This is a genomic window from Paenibacillus sp. FSL R7-0313, from assembly GCF_037969885.1.
Classification (GTDB): Bacteria; Bacillota; Bacilli; order Paenibacillales; family Paenibacillaceae; genus Paenibacillus.
The window spans coordinates 2,759,190-2,783,502 of the sequence record NZ_CP150219.1 but is presented as its reverse complement, the minus strand read 5'-3'; the positions used below and the strand labels follow the sequence as shown (position 1 = coordinate 2,783,502).

The following is a 24,313-nucleotide window of genomic DNA, read 5'->3' as shown; positions in this document are numbered from 1 at the left end:
TGATCATAGCTTTCCCGCAAATCAAGAAGTCTAATTCCATGAAAATGGTTTGAGGCTTCTTTCTATTGATTGTAGAAATATGACGACGGTTGTGATAGACTCAATAGAAAAACCGGGTGTTCACGGGTTTAAAGCAGCAAAGAATTTCACAAACTACGGGGAGCTCGACACCGGCAAGCCCGATCTTTTTTTTAGAGTACGGATGAAATTAAACGACAGATGCACTGCCATTTACTTTTCCATTCATGTTGCTCAATATTATATATTTGGGGGGAAACACACCATGTCAGCCAAGAAGATGCGTTCCGATATGATCAAAAAAGGTTTTGACCGTGCACCGCACCGGAGTTTGCTCCGCGCAGCGGGCGTTAAAGAAGAGGATTTCGGCAAGCCATTTATTGCCGTATGTAACTCTTACATCGATATCGTGCCCGGCCACGTCCACCTTCAGGAATTCGGTAAAATTGTAAAGGATGCTATTCGTGAAGCCGGTGGCGTTCCATTCGAATTCAACACCATCGGAGTAGATGATGGTATTGCCATGGGACACATTGGTATGCGTTACTCGCTGCCAAGCCGTGACATTATCGCGGATTCCGTGGAAACCGTTGTATCTGCACACTGGTTCGACGGCATGGTATGTATCCCGAACTGCGATAAAATTACACCCGGCATGATGATGGGTGCACTCCGTTGTAATATCCCTACCGTGTTTGTCAGCGGTGGACCGATGAAAGCCGGTCGTGACAGCAATGGTAAAGCTCTGTCCTTGACCTCTGTATTTGAAGGCGTAGGCGCTTATCAAGCGGGTAAAATCGATGACAAGAGCTTGCTTGAACTTGAACAGTTCGGTTGTCCAACATGTGGATCATGCTCCGGTATGTTCACAGCGAACTCCATGAACTGTCTGGCTGAAGCGATGGGACTGGCTATGCCAGGTAACGGAACCATCCTGGCTGTTGCTCCTGAGCGTCGTGAGTTTGTTAAACAATCCGCTAAACAACTGATGGAACTTATTAAAATGGATCTGAAACCACGTGATATCGTTACTGTAGAAGCGATCGATAACGCGTTTGCACTGGATATGGCTATGGGTGGATCTACGAATACAGTACTGCACACGCTGGCACTGGCTCATGAAGCAGGTATAGAGTATCCAATCGAACGGATCAATGAAGTAGCTAACCGCGTTCCGCATCTGGCGAAACTTGCACCTGCTTCCGATCTTCACATCGAAGACGTTCACAATGCAGGCGGCGTAAGCGCAGTGCTGAACGAATTGCTCAAGAAACCAGGCGCGATTCATGGTGACTGTATTACAGTAACAGGTAAAACAATCCGTGAGAACGTTGAAGGAAAAGAAATCCAGGATACCAATGTCATCCACCATCTGGATAACCCGCATTCCGAAAAAGGCGGCCTGGCTGTATTGTTTGGTAACCTTGCACCACAAGGAGCTATCATCAAAGTTGGTGCTGTTGATGCTTCGGTTGGTGGATACCACAAAGGTCCTGCCATCTGCTTTGACTCCCAAGAGCAAGCGCTCGAAGGTATTGCTAACGGCAAAGTAAAAGAAGGACATGTTGTTGTTATCCGTTATGAAGGACCAAAAGGTGGACCAGGTATGCCTGAGATGCTGGCTCCTACTTCCCAGATCGTAGGTATGGGTCTTGGTGCCAAAGTTGGTCTGATCACCGATGGACGCTTCTCTGGTGCATCCCGCGGAATCAGTATCGGACATATCTCTCCGGAAGCAGCTGAAGGTGGTCCAATCGCCTTTGTTGAAGAAGGGGACATCATCGAGCTGGATCTGAACAACCGTATCATCGAATTGCACATCAGTGACGAGGAGTTTGAACGTCGTCGCGCAGGTTGGAAAGGCTTTGAACCGAAAGTAAAAACCGGTTACCTGGCTCGTTATTCCAAACTGGTTACCAATGCAAGCAACGGTGGCGTGCTGAGTATCTAATTCACTAATAAAAAAGGGTTGCTCTTCTGCCAAATCTGGCGAAGGGCAACCCTTTTCTTTTGCTGGTTGGTGTGATCAGTCCGTTCAGTTCCGTTCTGGCAGTATCTCTTGTTCAATTAACAGCGATCCATCTCTCGACTCTTCTACCGTTGCTGCCACCTGCGTCGTATGTTGACCATAACGTTCCAGCAGTACATCCAGCGGCATGGCAATCATCTTGGGTACCAATTGTTCTGTACGCTGTTTCAAACGTTTGGTTCCTGCTGGATGGATCACACTTAAGAGCAGTTTCAGGTATACTTTGGATGCAGCACTGAACGGTCCAGGAGGCAATTCTTGTATGGTAAATCCAAATTTTTCTGGTCCTCTGTTAATCATGCTCACACCGTATATCGCCTTGGCGGAGCGTAACTCCGGTTCGAGTGCCACCATGCGTGCCAAATCCGGCAATTGCTGTTCCATCGTCCGAATCATGCGAATAGCCAAATGCATACTGGAACGCGAAGTCACCCCAAGTTCGAACAACTTCTGATTGTCAAAATGCAGTTCTATCACCGGATCTCCATTTTGAATGACATGGCCATCATTCATCTCCACCCGTGCTCCGTGATATACACGTGATCTGAAGTGCAGCATCGGGTCCTCTGGCGAAGCCGTCCGCAGATGATATACCCAGTGGAACAACTTCTCCCAGTCCAGCCATAAGGCAACAACGATTCGTTTCCATAGCTTCAATGGTGTCTGTAATTGCGTTTTGTTCTGAGATTCGCTCACTGTGATACCTCCCATCAACGTATCGACACGTACACTTTGCAGGCCTAGCCGTTCAGCTTCCTGCAAGACGACTTCCAGCGCCTGAAGCATCTGCTCCGGCGCGTGTGCATCTGCACCAAGGGTCGTTCCTCGATCATGCAGCAGCATGACCTCTCCACCTCTCAGTTCCTTCAGCATCCGTTCGGTCAATCTCTCGGCACCTATTCGGCTTCTCCAGTCTTCAAACATGGAAGACCACAGTACGATTTTACGTTCTTTCTTGCTGAAAAAATCAAACAGATTCATAATCCCCCACGGTGGACGATAATAACAAGTCTTCACGCCGGTTACTTCATGGATAATCTGACCTGTTCGCTGAATCTGATCACGAACGGTACGCGGCCGCATGAGCCAGTTCGTCTTGTGAATATAATTATGAATACCAATAAGATGACCTTCGTCATGTATGCGCTGAATGAGTTCAGGATGACTCGCGGCATGTTCTCCAACGACAAAAAATGTTGCTTTTGCTTGATGCTGACGAAGCAGATCGAGCAGTCTCGGCGTATAATGTGGATCTGGCCCATCGTCAAACGTTAATGCAAATTGTGTATCACTTCTTCCCCGTCGAAATACACGAAAACCAAAAAGCCTGCTAATCAAACTTGGAATAAAGGCGTAAAAAGATGAAAGATACAATAACCACAGTAAAATACTATGAAGTATCGTTGTCATGATGCAAGCTCCCCACTTCTCATGCTGAATTACGGTGCACAATGGCACTATCTAAAATAAACCGCCTTTAATTTTATCATAGTTCATACTTTTCTTAAATCCTGTTTTCCCAAAAAGATAGCTATCGTGTACAATAAATACAATCTAATTATTTCCATTAAAGGAGCCATGTCCATGCTACCGCTTTACAAAAAATACGGGCGCACTGTCTTTGATATCGCGCTGCTCGTATTAACCGTGTATGTGATCATGTACGGTTTTAGTCAATTATACCAAGTGGCTGCACCGGTCTTTCTATCATTCATTGTGTATTGGATGATTGAACCGCTGGCCAAATTTTTACATCGCAAAGGATTGCCCAAGACACTTGGAGCCGCCATCTCCGTCTTGTTGTTTCTTGCATTAATTGTCGCTGCCTTTTTTGGTGTAGGTTTAATTATCATTTCACAAATTTCCAATCTTCAAGATAATTTCCCTGTATACATTGAAATGATACAGCGTGAATTCACCAATCTGGTGTTATTCATTCAGGACAAGTCAGACGCTCTTCCTGATGGAGTTATGGAAAAAGCGAATGATTATTTTGCAACACTGACCGGGTTCCTGTCCAAATGGGTAACTAGCGGAGCACAATTCGTTGTAGGTTTCCTCAGTTCATTCTCTTCGTTTATTACGAACTTCGGAATTGCGATTATTCTGGCATTTTTCCTCAGTATCGAGATTGAATCCTGGCGCAAGTTCGCCCGTGCGAAAACGCCCAAAACATTAAAGTTAGCTATTGAATTCATGCGTAATCACGTGTTCAAGACCATCCGCTCGTATCTGAAGGCACAGATGATCATGATGCTCATTACGTTTGTATTGATTTATGCAGGTTTGTTGATTTTGGGAACCTCTAACGCCTTTACCATTGCAGCAGTCTGTGCGGTTTTTGATCTGGTACCATTGCTTGGCGTTCCTGTTGTATTTATTCCATGGATCGTCTACTTATTCATTATTGGCAATAGTAGCTTGGCGATTGGCCTGATTGTGATTCTGGCAGTAACGATGCTGACACGACAATTGCTGGAACCGAAAATATCGGGTAACTCGATTGGTGTATCTTCGGCGTACTTGATGCTTTCGTTTATGCTGATCTCCCTTTCGATCTTTGGCCTGGCTGGTGTAGTGTTATCTCCAGTGCTTCTCATCCTACTGAAAGAACTGTTACAACAAGGGTACCTGCAGAAGTGGATTCACCTGCCAAAAGATGAATTTGAATCCTCTCCATTAGTGATGGACCCCCCCGTTAACAAGGCCTCAGCGAATTCTGCCGAGTCTACTGTACAACGTCCCGTTTCTGCGAAGGATCATGAGGACTCAGCCAAATAGTCCATCACCTTCCTGAAGAGAGCCGTCGCCTTATGTTGGCTGTCAGGAGAGACATTTTGAACAAGAACGGCTACAGCATATTGGGGTTGTTCTACAGGTCCATAACCAATGAACCATTGATTGTTTCGCTTCTCCCCATGTTTCTGTACCTGAGCTGTACCTGATTTCCCTGCAACATGCCACCGTGCACGCTGCAGGGATTTTCCTGTTCCCTCACGGACGACCTTATTCATCCAGGATAACAGTTTATGCGCTGTTGCGGGAGCAATCTGTCCTGATGCTGAAGGTGAATCATGCAAGGGCATCTCCAGCATGGTGCCACCATCCGCATATCGGATGCGCTTAACGAGACGCGGGGCAGTAACCTTTCCATCATGTAACAGTGTAACGATCAGATTGGCAGCTTGCAGCGGTGTGACCAAGACATCTCGCTGACCGATTGCTGTCTGTATTTTTGCACCTTCATCAGCAGAAGAAACAGCCTCTGTTCTCACACGCCCGTGATCCTCATGATCAAAGTGTCGTAACACGGGTATTCCTGCCATTTGCTTCCCCTCCCAGCCAATCGGACGCGCGAGTCCAAGACGATCAGCCGTGTTCTCCAGTTGTTCCATACTAAGCCTGCGCGCCGTTTCCGCGAATACGATGTTGCAAGACTCAGCGAACCCTTGCTCCAGGTTCAGGTCTCCATGCCCATGCTCCTTCCAGCAGGACAGCCCGTATCTTCCGTACTCACCACCGCAATGGAATTCTTCTCCGTTAGAAACCGCATGATACTCTAAAGCGGCAGCGGCAGTGACAATTTTGAAAATGGAACCCGGTACGGCTCCCTGTACTGCACGATTCCCCCATGCCGATTGCTTGGGGTCTACATGCTGTGGCTGATAGAAAGGGCGGGAAATCATGGCGCGAACATCTGCGTTAGCGGCATCTAACACAACCACGGCCCCTTCTTGTAATCCAGATTCTTGCGTCAACTGCTCCAACCCACGCTGTAACTCAGCATCGACTGTGGTTTCTACACGTAAAGGATAATGACTATTGGCCGGTGCAATGACGTGCGGCTGAATATCAGGAATAGTCTCTCCACCACCCGAGACCATACGTGATACAAGCGTAGGGCCAATTCCCCTCAACAGGGGTTCAAGTGTCCTCTCCAGTCCCGCTGCCCCTGATTTCATGGCAAATGGCTGTTTTACTTCATCCTGATGCCCAATTAGAACTTTGGAGGACTCAGGCTGTTCAGCCAGATAACCCATCCACTGCATCCCTGTATGCCCCAGAAGATACCTTGTCATCATCGGATAGATGCCAGCTCCTTGCAGGTGCAAACTACGTAGGCGCTCCACCTGAGCAGCGTTCAAATGAACAGGCTGATCTGTACCTGCTGTCCAGAAATGAGGTGCGCTTTCCTGATTCCATTCCTTCTTCAATTGATCCAAATCTGTATGTAATATAGCTGCCAACTGTATTATCTCGGAGCCTTCTAATGCCCCTTGCTTGCGTAATTTCTCTAATGGACTTGCCTGTGGAAAAAGAACCAGTCCCCATTGCAGTTTACCGGTCAACGCCTCACCCTTGTAATCCGTAAATTGTCCCCGCCCTGAGTCAAGCATCACCCCGCGTTCACGCTGCAATACAGACATTTCCCGTACCGTTCGATGAAATCCAGGCATCGTCTGATTCACCTGAACGATCTGGATCCATCCCAATCGCAATATAAGCAATCCAAAGACAAGAGTTAGAAGAATACAAGTAATATAGATTCGCCGTTTCGCAAGGAGATGCATCCCAATCTCACCTTTTGTCGTTTTGACATATTATTGCTGATATGGCTTGGAATTATCCGGTAAACAAAAAGAAAACCTGTCCCATGTGCGGGACAGGTTCTCCTCATTTCAACCTTGGCTTGTTACACCGTAAAGCGTGACAAGGTTTCTTTCAGTTCAGTAGACACATTCTCCAGTTTGCCAGACAGATTTACCAGCTGGTTACTGATATTTTGCTGTTCACTGCTCAAGGAAGCTACTTCTTGGGACGTTGCAGAAGATTCTTCAGCTACAGCGCTGACATTGCTCATGGCTTCAGACAACGTACCTTGAGATTTGTTTAAATCTCCAATAGAACCTGTCACCATGCCCAGACGTTCCACAAATGCACCCATCTGTTCCTGTACGGAAGCAAAGATGACGTTGGTGTCTTTAACCGCATCCATCTGTTCCTTGAATAACGGATAAGCTGCCGACAAAGCATCCACGGTTTCATTCATTTCAGTCATGATTTTGTCTGTAATCTCTCCAACCATCTCAATAGATTGTCTGGATTGAGCCGCGAGCTGACGAACCTCATCAGCCACCACCATGAATCCGCGACCGGCTGCACCGGCACGTGCTGCTTCAATGGTTGCATTCAGGGAAAGGATATTTGTCTGTTTCGTAATGTTTTGCAGCACTTCAAGCACTTTCAGAACAGAAGACGTACTCTCTTTCAGCGAATCAACCTTATTCACCAGTGCACCAATCATTTCTTCTGTCTTCTGCGTTTTGGTCATCAACTGATTCAGATGTTGCGTTCCTGTCTGACTGGACTTCTCTACATGACGCGCAGAATCACCCATCTGTTCATTCGTAGCGATTACACTCTGCATCTGACGAGAGATATTGTCAGTTAATTCATTGCCACGTTCCGCTTCGGTTGCCAAACTGCCTGCACCGCCTGCGATCTCTTCTGTAGCTACGGCAATCTCCGAAGCAGATACAGCCGTTTTCTTGGATGCACTGCTCAGCTCAGAGGCCGTATCCAATACTTCCTGCGCAGAACGATTGGTTTGTTCAACCAGTTTTGTGATCTGCTCCATCATCAGATTGAAGGCGGATGAGAGCTGACCGATTTCATCCTGGGAGCTATATGGTGTACGAACTTTAAGATTACCTTTCGCACCTTCCTGCATCAGGTCTTTTAATTTGCCGAGTGGACGAGCGATCATACGCACCATCCAGATCCCGATCAATACTGCAATCCCCGCATCAATCAGCGCCATCCACAGGGTCAGGGTCAGAATGCCTTTTGCATCCTGAACCAAAACAGAGGTAGGTATCATACCAACCAGTTTCCAATTGGATGTGTCCATCGTACTGTATACAGCCAACATTTCCGTAGATTTGCCATCTACCGTATACTCCGTATTCGTGCTACCTGCTGGTTCGGTCAACTCTTTGACAAATGCAAGCTCTGTATCTTGTCCCGTACGATCCGAGATGGAGGATGCAACCACTTTATTATCGGGAGCAATCAGTTGAAGAACAGCTCCTGAACCCAGATCAAGCGATTTCAATTGTTCCTCCAGAACTTCCAGTTTCAGTTCAATAACCAGAACATACGACTGGGTCGTTCCCTGCAGGTTTTTCATTGAACGTGCAATTTTGAACGTTGGCGTTGAGCCATCTTCCTTGACCTCTGTTGGAAGCCAGCGATAACCGCCCGCCTCAATCAACTCACTGTACCATGCTTCCTGGCGAATATTGCCCATGGATGAACTGTTGCTACCTGTACCCATAATGGACTTTGTATCGTCCGTAGGTACCAAATAAATCGCTTCCATAGATTTATTTGTAAATGCAACATTGGACAGTTGCTTGTTGATTGAACTTGAGTTTATGAATGTATCATACGCAGTCAAATTCGTATCTGACATTTTTTGAAGCAAGGACTGCATTTCCGGATCAAAGAAAATCTGTGTGGATGTATCCACAAACCGCTCCAAAATGATGTCCATTTTTTGTTTGGTCTGATCAATTGTCTCCTGATTGGCCCGAGATGCATTCTTCTCTATCGTACCCTTGGCTTTTGAATAGGATAATAGACCCAAACTCACTACAAAAATCATAATTCCCGCAAAAAAGATCAAGAACAGTTTAACCCCTACGGATTTAACTGGATTTGCCTTCTTAATCTGTTGGAAAGAAGACCCTCCAAGGTTTTTCCAATCCCGGTTTTTTAATTGTTTCTTCACCCAATCAGTCTTGATCCAGCCCAGCTTGAGCTTGCTGCGGTCAATCTTAAACATTTTTTTGCCACTGCCTGTTGTTTTGCTTTTGACTACTTTTTCTTTCTTCACTTTCTGAACCTTCTCAGGATTAACCTGCTCGGCTTTTGTCACTTGCTCCCCACTGTCGTTCTGCTTCTTTTGAACCAATCCCATTCACCTGCCAGTAATTTACTTGTTGGATTTTTCTTTCTCTCCCCTATAAATATGTAGTATTCGACAGCTTTCTTCGTTCCCCTTTCACTTTCCAGAAATATTTTACAACTTTATTCCTATTTTTCTATAAAAAAAAGACCCCCATCTGCCGATAAACGGAGGTCCCCAAGTAAATTTCATAACACTATTTTGTTAAATCATAATACAATATTGACACATTATAGGTATTTGAGCCTACTTCTTTTTTCTCATCATATCGAAGTAAGAAACAGGTTGATCTACCTTCATTTTAATCAGTTGCAACGGGTGACGAGCAGCATCTAGAACATTGCCTTCTTCATCCTGTATTTCACCGACGACCTGTTTGAAAAAGTGACCTCCCGGACCGAAAAATTCAATTTCCTGTCCTGGTTTGAAGTGATTGCGCTGTTGAATGGTTGCCATTCCTGTTTCAGCATCATACCCCATGACCAATCCAGCGAAGTCAAAAGGTACAGCCTTTTCTTCCGGTTCATAGATATGATCTTCATGGTCTGGTGTATCATAGAAAAATCCGGTATTCAGCGGGCGATTCGCCGCTTTGTTCATTTCTTCAACCCATTCAGGTTTCAGAACATAATTTTCCGGGTCTGCCATATAGGCATCAATTGCTTGACGGTATACGTTAACCACAGTTGCCACGTAGTGGATCGATTTCATACGTCCTTCGATCTTGAAACTGTCCACACCCACATCAATCAACTCGGGAATATGGCCAATCATGCACAGATCCTTAGATCCCATGGAGAATGAATTGTCCTGTTCCTGGAACAGAGGAAGCTGGTTCTCACCCAGTTTGAATGGCGCAGGTGCCTTCATCTGCACGTCCTCTTCGCTAACCCAAGCCGTATCTTCTCTCGCATCCTCGAACAGATCATACTTCCAACGACAAGACTGGCAACAGCCACCCCGGTTGGAGTCCCGATCCGTAAAATGGTTAGAGAGCACACAACGTCCGGAATACGAGGAACACATCGCCCCGTGAATAAAGGCTTCAATTTCGATATCCACATTGGCCTTGATCTCTTCAATCTCTTCAAAGCTAGTCTCACGTCCGAGAACAACACGTGGAAGTCCTTCATCTTTCCAGAACTTCACGGCTTGCCAGTTGAGTGTGGATTGTTGAGTACTCAGATGTACCTCAAGGCCCGGCACAGCACGAAGGGCAACTTCAATAATAGCCGGATCAGCTACGATGATCGCAGAGATTCCCGCATTATAGAGGTTTTGCAGGTATGTTTCGATACCCTCAACATCCTCATTATGTGCATAGATGTTCGTCGCTACGAACACTTTGGCTCCATACTTTTTGGCAAACTCCACACCTTCACGCATCTCTTCAAAGCTGAAGTTATCCGCGTTGGAACGCAGTCCATAGGCCTGTCCACCGATATATACGGCATCTGCACCGTAATGGATTGCAAATTTCAGTTTTTCCAGATTACCCGCCGGAGCTAACAGCTCCGGTTTGTCCAGACGGTTACGTTTACCCGAGAACTTCCGCTGTACCGCCACTGTTTCCATTCTGTTCACCTCATCTATTAATACACTTGTTCTTTATAGAAAAATCCAAATGATAATTCACGTTCAGGGTCCTGTAACTTCCGCACCTCATCTAGCCACTCTTCAGAGAACGCATATGCATCAGCATCGGCTACATAACTGTCAATCGCTGTCCGATATGCACGTACAACAGCTTCATTGTAGGTAAGCGATTTTAACATACCTTCAATTTTGAAACTGTGCACACCCGCCTCCATCAACAGATGAAGATCTTCGAGGATACATATATCCTCTGAGCTCATAATGTGTGTACCGTTAATATCCTCGTAGATCGGGAATTTCTCATCCCGACGTTCAGCCTCGATCAAGAACAATCCCCGCTCTTTGCCCAGATGTCCCTCAACCGGCCGCCCTTGATGAGCCATATAACTTTGCACCAGACTGCGCTTGGAATGATAAATATTCGTCATGCCATGCACCTGAACCTGAGCTTCCACCTTCAGAAAAGGAACCATTTCCGTCAACTCGTCCATATTCAGCTCTCGGGCAAGTACAACGCGACTCGCTCCCTTGGTTCCCCAATAGTTGGCCGTCGCATAGTTCGTTGAAGTCATCTCCGCATTCCAGTGCAGCTTCACATGTGGTGCGTATTCCTTCATGGTAGCCAGCACGGATGGATCATTAAACTCCACACCATCAATACCGATTCTGCCAAGTGCTTGAACATATTCAGGCAATTCTTTTAACAGTTCGTTGGACATCAGATTAGTCATGGATACATACACACGCGCCTGATGTTTGGCTGCAATGGCAACCACCTCTGCTGTCTCTTCCACGCTAAAACTGCCTGGAAGACGCATGCCGAATCGATCATCTCCGATGACCAGAGCATCTGCTCCAGCCTGGAGCAGCACTTCTGCCTCTTTCACATTCGCTGCTGTAACGAGCAGTTCATGTTTCTTACTCATATAATCCCCTCCGCTTATTGCGCAGCCTTACTTTTGGCTATATTTTGCTGGTGTTCCTTATACGTTTTGGCAAATAGATGTCCGGATGACCCGTCCTTTTTCGTCACATAGAACAGATACTCCGAAGCTTCCGGATTTAGCGCTGCTTCAATGGACGGAAGACTTGGACTCGCAATTGGACCTGGTGGCAAGCCTTTATTCAGATACGTATTATACGGACTTTTCACCTTAAGATCTTTGTAAAACAATCGTTCCTTTGGCCTATCGAGCAGATATTGCACGGTAGCATCAATCTCCAGCTTCATATCCTGATTGATCCGATTGTAGATTACACCTGCAACCAGAGCACGTTCCTCGTCCACCACTACTTCTTTCTCCACAAGTGAAGCAATCGTCAGCAGTTCATGCAGGGAAAGGTTCTTTTCCTGAAGCTTGGCTTCCAAATCAGGTATGGAATTGATCTTGGTCTGGAATTCTTCCAGCATCCGTTGCATCACATCATGCGTGGAACTTCCCTTTTTCAGTTCATACGTCTCCGGGAACAGATACCCTTCCAATACGTAGCGAAGTTCTTCATCCACTGGAATATCTTTGATAATATCTACATCGAAGGCCGAAGGATCATTAGCCAGCTTGATGAATTCATCCCGATCTACAACATGCTCATAAGAAAGCTTACCCGCCATTTGCAAAACGTTATAACCCTCCGGAATCGTAAATTTCACCATTTCCTCAGGTACAACTTCACCACTACTCAGCTTGCTAACAATCTCATCATATGTCACGCCAGGATTCATAGAATATGTACCCGCCATGAAATTAGACCCTAGTTTCTTCCACTTTAAATACCCTTTAAAGGTTAACCCGCTTCGAATGAGGCCTTCTTCTTGAAGCTGATCCGCGATTTTCGAAGTTCCCGATCCGCTCTTAATCTCGAATACGACCGGTTCTGTAGAAGCTTCCACGGGACGCATCATACTCCATACGTAACCGCCTGCACCACCGGCAAGAACTACAATGATAAGCAGTATGACTAAAATTACTTTCCCTTTCAAAAAAGAAACAACTCCTTTACACAACCAAAAAGAGCGGACTTCTCCGCCCTCCCGGTTTCTTCAATTTGAAGCTGATTAATCTTCGTCAATGGGGAGTGTACACTCATCATACAGCTCCGAGATGTTCTCCCACTCATCATCATCGTCGATCGTAACTAACTCTGGCATGATCTGGTCTTCACTTCCAGGTGATACCCGCAGAAGTTCAACCTCGTCATAAGGTCGCAACGAACTGCGGAGCACCGCGTACTGCTGACCGTTCACTTCGAACTCAGCCAACAAGTCATACGGTTGTGATTTACCGTTCTCTTCCTCGAGCTCAACATGAGCACCGAATGCCAGACGCAGTGAATCTGTCCATTTCAGGTCTTTGCGGCTATATTCCGTCATTTAGTTCGCTTCCTCTTCATCTTCAGCAAGAAATGTATTAAACGTCTCCTCGACGATATCCCATTCGGCATCATCTTGGATAACGAAAAGTTTGATATCGTCGCCCTCTTCTTCATAACGGAATGCATATACATCCGTTTCGCCATCTTCAGGTTCAACCGGAGCAACCATCATGTACTTGGCCTCCGAACCATCTACTTCAAACTTCATGATGACTTCGAATTCCTCTTCATTACCCTCGTCATCCGCAATGTAAATGATTTCCGCTTCTTCTTCCATACCCAGTTGATCTTCAGCCATTGTTGATCCCCCTCACCTTCTACTATTGGCATCCAAATAATTTTGCAAAATCAAGCTTGCGGCCATTTTGTCCACAACCTGCTTGCGTTTTTTCCGACTGACATCCGCTTCGATCAGCGTACGTTCTGCTGCCATGGTTGTCAGCCGTTCATCCCAAAGGTGAACAGGTAAATTCAGTTCATCCCGCAGGCGTTCGGCAAAAGCAATGCATATCTCACCGCGCGGTCCTACGGTGCCGTTCATGTTTTTGGGAAGTCCGACTACGATCTCACTAATCTCATGCTCACGCACAAGTTCGGCAATCCGAGCGAACTCGCCTTCATCACGGCGGCGTTCTAGCACTTCCAATCCCTGGGCAGTCCAACCGAAGGCGTCACTCGCGGCAACTCCGATTCTTCGGTCCCCATAGTCCAAACCTAATATTTTCATCCATGCTCTCCCATCCTGGGGCCTGCTCAGGTCGATTCAACATCGCCTTCTCAAGCTTCAGGCTGTCTTCTGTCGGTTCATTTCCCGCTGCCTGCATAGCTGCAACACAGCGGAAGCGGCGTACATTACCGGTGATTGGCCAGATAGGAACGTACAAGCTCTTCAATCAGCTCATCGCGCTCCTTTTTACGGACCAGACTACGTGCGTTGTTGTGACGAGGAATGTATGCCGGGTCTCCGGAAATCAGATACCCAACAATCTGGTTGATCGGATTATACTCCTTATCGACCAATGCATCATATACCGTGAGAAGAATCTCTTTGGATGATGCTTCCTGTTCGTCACCTTTCACATTAAATTTAACCGTCTTATCCATGGAGTCCATTGATGACACCTCGCTCCTGCATGAACATGGGGACCATGTCCTGCCGAATTGATTTCTGTTTATATAATAACATATTCTGACTGCCACAAGTAAACAAAGGATAAGGCAATTGTGTTTTTTGCTTGTCCTTTACTGGCTTCAGCATATTGCATCATTCGATTCCACACGCTCTCGGGTACAAAAAAATAAACGAACAGAACCATTTCGATTTATTTTTTGACGATTGAAAGCCCTCGTTCGATTTATGCAGTATGCCCGCTAACCAGCGAAACCGCCAGTTTCAGCGCTTCATCCAGCTTGGTCGCATCCTTACCTCCGGCTTGCGCCATATCTGGACGTCCACCGCCACCGCCGCCGCATACTGCTGCGACTTCTTTGACGATTTTGCCTGCGTGTAATCCTTGTTTTACTTGTTCAGCAGGTACAGCTACAACAAAATTCACTTTGCCGTCCGCTGGAGCACCCAATACGAGTACCGCGTTAGGCAATTTTACTTTCAACTCATCTGCCACTGTACGCAGCGCATCCATGTTCGGAGCATCTACGCGTGCTGCCAGCAATTGTGTATTTCCTGCTTGTACCACTTGATCCGTCAATTGACCAGCTTCCATAGCACTCAGCTTGCTTTGCAGGGATTCAGTCTCTCTGGCTGCTTCTTTCAGTTGTTGGTTCAGACCTTCAATCCGTTTAGGCACATCAGCCACATTTGCTTTGAGCAGTGCTGCTGATTGTTTGAGCAGTTCCAACTGGCTTTCCACATACAGATATGCGCCGCGACCAGTTACAGCTTCGATCCGGCGTACGCCGGAGCCAATTCCGCTCTCGCTCACCAGTTTGAAGATTCCGATCTCTGAAGTATTATTTACGTGACAGCCGCCACAAAGTTCCAAACTGTAGTCTCCAACTTGAACGACACGTACAATATCTCCATATTTTTCGCCAAACAGGGCCATTGCACCCATTTCTTTAGCTTCATCAATAGCTTTCAGCTCGATGTTCACGTTCAGACGATTCCAGATCTGTTCGTTCACCTGACGTTCAATCTCTGTCAACTCTTCCGGCGTAATACTACCGAAGTGAGAGAAGTCAAACCGCAGACGTTGTGGCTCTACGAGCGATCCTGCCTGGTTTACGTGTGTTCCGAGCACATCTTTGAGTGCCTTGTGCAGCAAGTGGGTAGCCGTATGGTTTTTGATAATGTCGCCACGTTTCGCTGAGTCTACTTCGGCATTAATCACATCGCCTACACGCAGTTCACCAGACTCCACAGTCACCAGATGTACATGTTGTCCAAGTGGAGCTTTGAACAAACCTTGTACTTTCGCTGATACACCAGCACCTCGCAGCAAGCCCTGATCACTCACTTGACCGCCACTTTCCGCGTAGAACGGAGTCTTGTCCAGAACAACCTGACACGTCTGTCCTTCGCCTACAGATTCAACAAGGGCGTCACCCGCTACGATGGCTACCACTTTTGCTTCCGTCAACAGGTCAGTATAACCAACAAACTCGCTTTTAACCTCCAGATCAGCAAGTGGTCCGCCTTGGACTTTCATGCTCTCGTTCTCTTGACGTCCAGCACGTCCAAGCTCACGTTGTTTCTGCATGGAAGCATCAAAACCTTCACGGTCCACAGTCAGACCATGCTCTGCGGCATAATCTTCTGTCAGGTCAAACGGGAAACCGTACGTATCATACAGTTTGAAAGCTTCAGGTCCGCTAATAACCGTGCGTCCTTCGGATTTGGCAGTGCCGCTGATATCAGCCAGAATAGCCAGACCATCTGTGAGTGTTTCGTGGAAACGCTCTTCCTCGGTTTTGATTACTTTGGCGATGAACTCCTGTTTGTCTACTACCTCAGGGTAGTACATGCCCATCACTTCACCAACGGTTGTAGTCAGTTCATACAGGAATGGACGGTCAAGTCCAAGCACTTTTCCATAACGAACTGCACGGCGAAGCAAGCGACGGATGACATATCCACGTCCTTCATTACTTGGCAGAACGCCATCACCTACTGCAAAAGCAACCGTACGGATATGATCGGCAATGACTTTCAATGCAACATCAATCTCTACGCTGTCGTTATATTTCACACCCGCAAGAGCGGCTGTTCTTTGAATCATCGGTTGGAACAGGTCTGTGTCGAAGTTGGAATCCACATTTTGCAGAATGGAAGCAAAACGCTCCAAACCTGCACCTGTATCAATGTTTTTGTTAGGAAGCGGTGTGTAGCTACCATCTTTGTTATGGTTGAACTGGGAGAATACCAGGTTCCATACTTCCAGGTAACGTTCGTTTTCCCCACCTGGATACATTTCAGGATCACTCATGTCGTTTCCGTAAGCTTCGCCGCGGTCATAGAAGATTTCTGTACAAGGTCCACATGGGCCTTCGCCGATATCCCAGAAGTTTTCATCCAATTTAATGATACGTTCAGCAGGCAGTCCTACTTTTTCGTTCCACAGTTTGAAAGCTTCTTCATCTTCCGGATATACCGTTACGGACAGGCGTTCCGGATCGAATCCGATCCACTCTTTGCTGGTCAAAAATTCCCAAGCCCATGTTACGGTCTCCTCCTTGAAGTAATCTCCAATGGAGAAGTTGCCAAGCATTTCGAAGAACGTATGGTGACGACGCGTTTTACCAACATTCTCGATATCATTGGTACGGATACATTTTTGGGAGTTCGCTAGACGCGGGTTCTCTGGCTTCTCACGTCCGTCAAAATATGGTTTGAGCGGTGCCATACCTGCATTGATCCACAGAAGGGAAGGATCGTTGTGAGGCACGAGCGATGCGCTCGGCTCGATTTTGTGACCTTTACTTGCAAAAAACTCTATCCATTTGGACCGGATTTCACTGGCTTTCATACTGGATGCCCCCATTAAATTATAATAGTCCGTTGCGTATTCGCTCCGGTTGGTCAACATTGTTTTTGTAAAAATAAACACAAAAAACGCCCCTGAATAATCAGGGACGATGTTATCGCGGTACCACCCTGGTTATTGCTGTTCATCCCTTGCTGCCCGGACAAACAAACAATCTCCTCGTTCATGCGAAATAACGGTCGCTCCCGGCAGGGTTGTCCTGCACTCCGAAATTAGCTTTCCGCCGCTTCATCTTTCAAGACTCTTCCAGCCATCAGTTCAGGCTCACCCTGATCCGATGAAGTCTATTCTCTGAGGAAAGGAACCCTCGGCGTACTTTATTTCATCATCGATTTCATGTTCTCAACATACACACTCATTATATCGGTAGCACAAGCGGGTGTCAACGCGGCCTCGTTGATGTTTTAACCCTGCTATTTAGTCGGTCCTTCGTTTGATGTAATAGGCGAAAAAGTGTTGCACAATCACCTTCAGCACGGCAAAAACAGGTACTGCCAGAATTAATCCTACAATGCCTGCCAGTTCACCTCCGACGAGCAGTGCAAATATAATCGACAGTGGATGCAGATGCAACGTACGTCCCACCACCTGAGGAGAAATAACGTTACTCTCCAACACCTGGCACAGTGTGTTCACAATGACAACAAGTAGCACCATTTTAAACGATACGGTTGATGCCATGACCACAGCAGGAGCAGCTCCAAGGAACGGCCCCAGATAGGGCACGATGTTAAACACAGCTACAATGCTTGCAAGCAGCAGGGCATACGGCATATCAATGATGATATAACCAATGTAGGCAAAGATACCAACAATGACACAGACAATAAACTGTCCCCGAATGTAGTTCCCCAGTGCAGTATCGATCTCTTTCATCACCGAGACAATCGCTTTACGACGTGAACGCGGAAGATACGCTACAATGGTGCGCTCGAATACCTCAAAGTCTTTTAACATGTAAAAGATCAGAAATGGCACGATAAACACATTAAATAACACATTAATGGTCGCCCCGATATTGTCCATGAGCACGGTAATTCCCTGAGTTAGTCGATCCTCCATCTGAAAAAACCAACTGTTCATGCCTGTTCGCACACTTGGCGGCATTAATTTGTGATCCATATTGTTCATCAGGCTCTGGGCACGCATGGATAGCTCAGGCATATGCTCGTTGAGTTCCCCCAGCTGTTCAATCAATACCGGAATGACATTCATCAGAATGACACCGAGACAGGTCAGGAAAAAGGCATATATGAGGAGTACCGCAATCGTACGAGGCACCTTGCGCCCTCCCAGCATGCTGACAATCGGATTAAGTACATAGGATATGATAAGGGCTACGATAAAGGGTGCCAGCACTGTTTTCAGGAAAGCATATATATGAAGCAGTAAAGGCCGCAGCAGCCATATAAAATATAAAATGATCAATCCGAGCAGCAGCCAGATCGCGTAACGGAACAGCTTGTTTTTGGTTAATTGCTCCACTTGCATCTCTCCTTTTGGACTGGCTCTGAGAGTCAGTATATGTAGGAAAGGTAATATTTATTAACACAGCGCAGAAGTGGAAAGGAGCAATCCGAACATTTTTTCCTCAAACCAAAAAACGCCTCCTTCATCAGAGAAGGAAGCGCATTTTGCAGTATAGGTTAGCATATAATCATACATACACCAGCCCTATGTAACCGCATCTATATACATCTGCCAACAATTAACGACAGCCTCTCATGACAGACATTGTCATGAAACCGCATATAGAGGAAGTTATTCTGCTTATTAAGAAGAAGCGTGAAGATGAGGGAAGTCTTGTGGCAGCTCGTCCCCGAAAAACAAATCATCCAGGGAACTCAGCGTACCGTCTTCTTCCACCTGATATACAGACATTTTCTCACCGTTCACCGTTAATTCAATAAAGCATCCCCAGCAATAAAACTGGTGGGAACCAATTTTCCCGATATCTTTGGAACTACAGTTTGGACATTTCATATTCATTCACCTATCCATTAACAGAATGAATGGCATTTTCCAAGCGTTGTTCACTCAGAGACGGCACCATAATGGCACTTTCCCCGATGGACATATCGCTTGTACATGGCAGCCATTTGCGGCCCTCGATCAGATCGGACACAAAACCGTCCGTAATTTCAATCCCTATTATTGTATTTCCCAACTCTTGGTCAAAATAAACATCGGAGACACGCCCGAGCAGCAAACCTTCTTCGGTGAGCACGGACATCTCCTTCAACTTAGACCGACCGAGGAGGTACGTGTATTTTATGTCGTCGGCTCCCGTCTTGCGGACAGCCTGTTGATTACGGATCATGACGGCATCTTCGCCGTAGGCAACGATATCTTGCCACTGCACGATTTTGACATGATTGGTAAACAGACCTTTGTTCTCAAGCTCAATGCCTTCGATCTCCCAATCATCATTCACAATGAAATCCTGGATTTTACCGACCTGCTTCCCGTCCTCAACATCAAAAACGGCAAGTCCGATCATTTCCTGAAGCTTCATCGCTGGGTCCCCCTCATCTTCTTATCATTAAATAGGCGCGGCGCTATTGCTAGGTATGCCCAAAGTTGATGAGTGGCAATCAGACGCCGATCATCAAAACCGCTTCTATCCAACCGATGAAATGGAACTTCTTCCCTCCTTCTGTTCCATGTGTAAAGTTCCCCTTAGGGTCTATTACGCAGACGTCCAAGAATGGTTCCAATTTTTTCGGCGGTTATCATGATTTCTTCCGTAGTATTACCCAATCCCCAGCTAAATCGAATCGCAGAGTGTAAAAATGTTTCAGGTAATTTCATCGCTTTCAGCACATGAGAGACTTCAAGTGACCCGGAAGTGCAGGCCGAACCGCTTGCAACAGCAATCCCTTCCATATCCAGATTCATTAACATCGTCTCTGTGGACACTTCTGGAAAGCTGATATTCAGGATGTTTGGCAGCGTATGCTCCGGGTGTCCATTCACATGAAAGTGCTCCGTACCCACATGAAGTTCAAGCTGTTCCAACAAAAGTTTACGCAATTCCAAATCATGCTGACGATGCACATCCGTTTGAGCTGATACAATCTTGAGAGCCTCTGCAAATCCGGTAATACCTGCGATATTTTCCGTACCAGCGCGCCGCTGACGCTCTTGCAATCCACCGTGAGCTCTTGCTTCCAGCACAATTCCTCGCCGTACATAGAGTGCACCCACACCCTGAGGCCCGTTGATTTTATGCGCTGAGAAGCTGATCAGGTCCACAGGCAGTTCCTTACAGGAAATATTCTGGCTGCCCAGAGCCTGAACTGCATCGGTATGGAAAAGGATATTATGCTGACGGGCAAGCTCACCTACCTCGCGGATCGGCTGAATCGTGCCTACTTCATTGTTGGCATACATCATGGTGATTAACACCGTATCCGGTCGAATGGCCTCTTGCAACTCATCCAAATTTATTCGTCCATAACGATCCACAGATAGATAGGTTACTTCATAACCTTGCCGCTCCAATTCCTGACACGTATGCAAGACAGCATGGTGCTCAATTGCAGTCGTAATGACGTGTTTCCCCTTATCCTGCCTGGATGAGACTACTCCAAAGATTGCCAGATTGTCGCTCTCCGTGCCGCCTCCGGTGAATACCAATTCGTCCGGGAAACAGCCCAAAGACGCCGCAATGACATCCCTTGCTCCGCTGACAGTCCGTTTGGCCTCACGCCCAAAGGCATGGATACTTGATGCATTGCCAAATTGTCCTGTCATGACGTTCATCATCGCTTCTGCGACTTGTGGATGCATAGGTGTCGATGCGGCGTGATCCAAATAAATTCGTTTCATTTATCTTCACCCCGTTATATGTTAAATTTCTATCTGATGGCAAACTGTCAAAATTGGAAACTGAAACGGATGCTCTATTGTCACATCTTCGTGTATAATGTTATATATCCATTTCAAAAAGGAGAGAGAGACATGAGTGACCCCATTCTCGGGCAGATTCTGAATCAGCTTCAACAAATGGACAAACGATTCGACAGTATTGATGGACATCTTGGAAAAATAGACCGCCGGCTTGATGCTATGGAAGAGAGGCTCGGTGCCGTAGAGAGCAGACTAGACACTGTCGATGACAGACTGAATACCATGGAAAGCAGATTGGACACCATTGAGGAACAAACTAAAAACATTCCGCTTCTTCAACAAGCTGTTCTGGAAACATTGACAGTTACGAAACGTCTTGACGCTTCCCAATCCGCCTCTGAACGCAAAGTAACTACCGAATTGAATACCCATCAGCACAGCATTGATATTTTGAATCGCCGTCAGTTACGCATGGAAGCTGATATAGAAACTTTAAAAAGTCGCTGATTTACAAGTGATCCAGTTAAATTCACACTTGACCATCTTGTAAATCACGCGGCTGAATACATAGCCCTGCTCAATTAAGATGATCTGTAGAAATTGAAGAACAAAGTACCCATTGGCATGTCTAAAGCCCCCAAGTTGGGGGCTTTATTGTGTCTTCTGTGATGCGAATTAATGATCTTAAATATAGAACATGTAGCTGTCTTTTTTGTCCTGATCCTGGAAGGTAATCAGGTCTTTCAGTGTTGTGGAATCCAACACTTCCGCAATGCCGTCACGAATACGCAACCAGAGATCACGTTTCGCCGGATCATCTTCCTCTGTGAAATCTACTGGAGAGATTGGCCCTTCCAGTACACGGATTACATCGCCTGCAGTCACGGTTGCAGGATCACCCGCAAGGATATAACCGCCGTAAGCACCTCTAATACTTTTCACCAGTCCTGCATTACGTAGTGGAGCAATCAGTTGCTCCAGGTAATGCTCCGAAAGCTGGTTGCGCTCGGCAATGCTTTTAAGTGATGTAGGGCCTTCGCCTGTTCTGGCAGCAAGCTCCATCATGATTGTGAGGCCGTAACGGCCTTTTGTCGATATTTTCAAAGGAGTCACCTCTTTCAATTTTCAGAAACGATTGGAAACTTTATATTTAATCCTATGGTCCATGACCGTATGTTTCACGATCTGTCCACAGCGGAGATGCATTGAGATTAGCATAAACCTTCTAATCCTCCGTATTCCGATCATAACCCTCAGCTAATGTTAACATATCTGCATGCTTTATGGAAAAGAAAGATTGACGATATTCCAAAATGTGCGCCTCTGGTGGACACTATCCAAAATTGGCCGGGTGTATCGTATCTTGAGTCCGGTTATGCTAGAATAAGAAACGAAACACATTTATATATAGAAATGGTGATAACGATGTCCAAAACAATTGAAAATACACGGGTCGTCGTTGGCATGTCCGGAGGTGTCGATTCTTCCGTTACCGCACTGCTGCTGAAAGAGCAGGGGTACGATGTCATCGGCATTTTCATGAAAAACTGGGATGACACCGACGAGTTCGGCCACTGTACCGCTGAAGAAGATTCAGAGGATGTACGCCGCGTATGTGAACAGATCGGCATTCCTTACTACACTGTCAACTTCGAGAAAGAGTATTTTGATAAAGTATTTACCTATTTCCTTGATGAATATAAGTCGGGTCGCACGCCAAATCCGGATGTCATGTGTAATCGTGAGATCAAATTTGGTGAATTCCTGAACAAAGCTCTGGATCTCGGCGCAGATTATGTAGCTACAGGACACTATGCTCGCCTGATTAAAGAAGATGGCACACTCAAGTTGCTTCGTGGTGTGGACAACAATAAGGATCAAACGTATTTCCTTAACGCACTCAATCAGAACCAGCTGTCCAAAGCCATGTTCCCGATTGGTCATCTGCCCAAACCGGAAGTACGCAAAATCGCAGAAGCTGCTGGTTTGTATACTGCCAAGAAAAAAGACAGCACAGGTGTCTGCTTCATCGGTGAGCGTAATTTCAAAGAGTTCCTGAGTAACTATCTGCCTGCCAAAGGTGGAGACATGGTTGATATCGCAACCGGTGAAGTCAAAGGTCGTCATGACGGTCTGATGTACTACACACTTGGACAACGCCAAGGTCTTGGCATTGGTGGTTCCGGCAATGGTGAACCCTGGTTCGTTGCAGACAAGAATCTGGAGAAAAATCAATTGCTTGTTGTTCAGGGCGATGCCCATGCAAGCCTGTACTCCACGGGTCTAACCGCTACGGGTGTGAACTGGATTGCCGGTGCAGAGCACATGCCTAATGTGCCATTCCGTTGTACTGCCAAATTCCGCTATCGTCAGCCGGATCAAGGTGTTACATTGACCTGGCAGGAAGATGGAAGTGTGGATGTACAATTTGATCAGCAGCAAAAAGCCATTACGCCAGGACAAGCCGTTGTTTTCTACGACGGAGAGGTCTGCCTGGGTGGGGGTACGATCGATCAGGTGCAAAAGGTACCTGTACCCGCAATGCAATAATAGAGCTTGTCCATTAAAATGCGGATTATACACAATACCGTGTATCCCTATTAAAAAAGCCGTCTTTCATGTATACCATGAAGGATGGCTTTTTTCCTGCTTTTCTTTGCAAAAAAAATAAAATTAGTTCGTTATGCAGTCAACCAGACTCCTGCCAAGGAGGCCAACACCCCAACTACAACCGAACTGACGACGTAGAGCGCCGCGCTTACGTATCGTTGTCGACCCATAAGTCCTAGCGTTTCATAGCCAAAGGTGGAGAACGTGGTGTACGCACCGCAGAACCCGGTTCCCCAGATCACCCAGATTCCATCTGAGATCATTGCAGATTGATGCCACCCGTATAACAGCCCAAGCAGCAGTGAACCACTGATGTTGATGATCCATGTTCCCCATGGAAAAGCCGTTCCCAGCAAGCCAGAGACCCATTTTCCCAGACTGAAACGCAGTACCGCACCCAGCACACCTGCAAAACCAATCCACAGGATCATGAGGCATCACCCTCTTGTCTTTGTGCTCCCAACATACGATGTCCAAGGCTCATTCCCAGCGCACAGAGCAACAACCCTGCCAACAGACTTACGATCATATAAATAGCGGCACTGATCCATTCGCCCCCTTCGGATAAACGAACAATATCCAGTGTAAACGTGGAGAATGTTGTAAATGCGCCAGTAAAACCTGTGCCAATCGCCAGTCGAAGTTGTGGTGTTATTTTGCCTGGAACAGCTATGGTAAAGAACCACCCTAAAAAAAGACTGCCCATCGCATTGATTAACAGCACTGCCCAAGGGAACCCCCCATTGACAGTTGGTATCGCCAACTGTATGGCATATCGGGTCACTGTTCCGAGAAATCCACCTGCCCCTATATACAAAAGCTCTTTCATGTTATGTGCATCTCCCGAGTGATCTGACTGAT

Annotated in this window: 22 protein-coding genes; 4 read left to right on the top strand and 18 right to left on the bottom strand. The window is 46.5% G+C overall.

Features of this window, described 5'->3' with window-relative positions; translation table 11 throughout:
- The first annotated feature begins 283 nt into the window (after positions 1-283).
- Complete coding sequence (gene ilvD, locus NSQ38_RS12210; RefSeq protein WP_074096200.1) at positions 284-1,969, top strand: dihydroxy-acid dehydratase; 1,686 nt, start codon at positions 284-286, stop codon at positions 1,967-1,969.
- Between the two features lie 84 nt (positions 1,970-2,053).
- Here the strand turns inward: ilvD and NSQ38_RS12205 are convergent, their stop codons facing one another.
- Positions 2,054-3,457, bottom strand: a complete 1,404-nt coding sequence (locus tag NSQ38_RS12205; RefSeq protein ID WP_339789447.1) for a polysaccharide deacetylase family protein — start codon at positions 3,455-3,457, stop codon at positions 2,054-2,056.
- A gap of 174 nt (positions 3,458-3,631) precedes the next feature.
- Here NSQ38_RS12205 and NSQ38_RS12200 point away from each other — a divergent pair, with 174 nt between their 5' ends.
- On the top strand, positions 3,632-4,828 hold the full coding sequence (locus NSQ38_RS12200; RefSeq protein ID WP_289390208.1) for an AI-2E family transporter: 1,197 nt from the start codon (positions 3,632-3,634) through the stop codon (positions 4,826-4,828).
- Here NSQ38_RS12200 and NSQ38_RS12195 read toward each other — a convergent pair.
- From NSQ38_RS12195 to NSQ38_RS12130, 14 genes are all read right to left on the bottom strand, one after another.
- A complete protein-coding gene (locus tag NSQ38_RS12195) occupies positions 4,807-6,618 on the bottom strand; it encodes a penicillin-binding protein 2 (protein ID WP_339789443.1) in 1,812 nt (603 codons plus the stop codon). The genes NSQ38_RS12200 and NSQ38_RS12195 overlap by 22 nt on opposite strands.
- Positions 6,619-6,740: 122 nt before the next feature.
- Positions 6,741-9,029, bottom strand: coding sequence for a methyl-accepting chemotaxis protein (locus tag NSQ38_RS12190; protein WP_339789440.1), 2,289 nt, complete (start codon positions 9,027-9,029; stop codon positions 6,741-6,743).
- A 234-nt stretch (positions 9,030-9,263) separates the two neighbouring features.
- Entirely contained in the window at positions 9,264-10,592 is a 1,329-nt protein-coding gene (locus NSQ38_RS12185; RefSeq protein ID WP_339789437.1) for a U32 family peptidase, read from the bottom strand.
- 17 nt (positions 10,593-10,609) lie between these two features.
- Positions 10,610-11,539: a peptidase U32 family protein gene (locus NSQ38_RS12180; RefSeq protein WP_339789434.1), complete on the bottom strand. Its 930-nt coding sequence runs from the start codon at positions 11,537-11,539 to the stop codon at positions 10,610-10,612.
- 14 nt (positions 11,540-11,553) lie between these two features.
- Positions 11,554-12,594, bottom strand: a complete 1,041-nt coding sequence (mltG, locus tag NSQ38_RS12175; protein WP_338588329.1) for an endolytic transglycosylase MltG — start codon at positions 12,592-12,594, stop codon at positions 11,554-11,556.
- Positions 12,595-12,669: 75 nt separating this feature from the next.
- Entirely contained in the window at positions 12,670-12,984 is a 315-nt protein-coding gene (locus NSQ38_RS12170; RefSeq protein WP_047844066.1) for a DUF1292 domain-containing protein, read from the bottom strand.
- Complete coding sequence (locus NSQ38_RS12165) at positions 12,985-13,284, bottom strand: DUF1292 domain-containing protein (protein WP_017686820.1); 300 nt, start codon at positions 13,282-13,284, stop codon at positions 12,985-12,987. It lies immediately after the preceding gene.
- A 12-nt stretch (positions 13,285-13,296) separates the two neighbouring features.
- Positions 13,297-13,713, bottom strand: coding sequence for a Holliday junction resolvase RuvX (gene ruvX / locus NSQ38_RS12160; protein WP_062835871.1), 417 nt, complete (start codon positions 13,711-13,713; stop codon positions 13,297-13,299).
- A gap of 125 nt (positions 13,714-13,838) precedes the next feature.
- The gene (locus tag NSQ38_RS12155; protein ID WP_036616950.1) at positions 13,839-14,099 is read right to left on the bottom strand and encodes an IreB family regulatory phosphoprotein; all 261 of its coding nucleotides are present in this window, start codon (positions 14,097-14,099) and stop codon (positions 13,839-13,841) included.
- A 242-nt stretch (positions 14,100-14,341) separates the two neighbouring features.
- A complete protein-coding gene (alaS, locus tag NSQ38_RS12150) occupies positions 14,342-16,972 on the bottom strand; it encodes an alanine--tRNA ligase (protein ID WP_339789432.1) in 2,631 nt (876 codons plus the stop codon).
- 435 nt (positions 16,973-17,407) lie between these two features.
- Entirely contained in the window at positions 17,408-18,475 is a 1,068-nt protein-coding gene (locus NSQ38_RS12145) for an AI-2E family transporter (protein WP_091027676.1), read from the bottom strand.
- 288 nt (positions 18,476-18,763) lie between these two features.
- Positions 18,764-18,973, bottom strand: a complete 210-nt coding sequence (locus NSQ38_RS12140; protein WP_017686815.1) for a hypothetical protein — start codon at positions 18,971-18,973, stop codon at positions 18,764-18,766.
- A 10-nt stretch (positions 18,974-18,983) separates the two neighbouring features.
- On the bottom strand, positions 18,984-19,505 hold the full coding sequence (locus tag NSQ38_RS12135; RefSeq protein ID WP_017686814.1) for a PRC-barrel domain-containing protein: 522 nt from the start codon (positions 19,503-19,505) through the stop codon (positions 18,984-18,986).
- Positions 19,506-19,669: 164 nt separating this feature from the next.
- Positions 19,670-20,821 carry a cysteine desulfurase family protein gene (locus NSQ38_RS12130; RefSeq protein WP_339789429.1) on the bottom strand — a complete coding sequence of 384 codons (1,152 nt, stop codon included), beginning with the start codon at positions 20,819-20,821 and terminating at the stop codon, positions 19,670-19,672.
- Between the two features lie 132 nt (positions 20,822-20,953).
- Here NSQ38_RS12130 and NSQ38_RS12125 point away from each other — a divergent pair, with 132 nt between their 5' ends.
- Entirely contained in the window at positions 20,954-21,349 is a 396-nt protein-coding gene (locus NSQ38_RS12125; RefSeq protein ID WP_339789427.1) for a hypothetical protein, read from the top strand.
- 177 nt (positions 21,350-21,526) lie between these two features.
- Here NSQ38_RS12125 and NSQ38_RS12120 read toward each other — a convergent pair whose 3' ends face one another.
- A complete protein-coding gene (locus tag NSQ38_RS12120) occupies positions 21,527-21,946 on the bottom strand; it encodes an Rrf2 family transcriptional regulator (RefSeq protein ID WP_076212458.1) in 420 nt (139 codons plus the stop codon).
- 321 nt (positions 21,947-22,267) lie between these two features.
- Here NSQ38_RS12120 and mnmA point away from each other — a divergent pair, with 321 nt between their 5' ends.
- Positions 22,268-23,392, top strand: a complete 1,125-nt coding sequence (mnmA, locus tag NSQ38_RS12115; RefSeq protein ID WP_339789425.1) for a tRNA 2-thiouridine(34) synthase MnmA — start codon at positions 22,268-22,270, stop codon at positions 23,390-23,392.
- Between the two features lie 131 nt (positions 23,393-23,523).
- Here the strand turns inward: mnmA and crcB are convergent, their stop codons facing one another.
- Both crcB and NSQ38_RS12105 read right to left on the bottom strand, forming a co-directional pair.
- Positions 23,524-23,883 (bottom strand): fluoride efflux transporter CrcB, encoded by a 360-nt coding sequence (gene crcB, locus NSQ38_RS12110; RefSeq protein ID WP_339789422.1) that lies wholly within the window; start codon positions 23,881-23,883, stop codon positions 23,524-23,526.
- Entirely contained in the window at positions 23,880-24,281 is a 402-nt protein-coding gene (locus NSQ38_RS12105) for a CrcB family protein (RefSeq protein ID WP_339789419.1), read from the bottom strand. The genes crcB and NSQ38_RS12105 overlap by 4 nt, the downstream gene beginning before the upstream one ends.
- Positions 24,282-24,313: the final 32 nt, after the last annotated feature.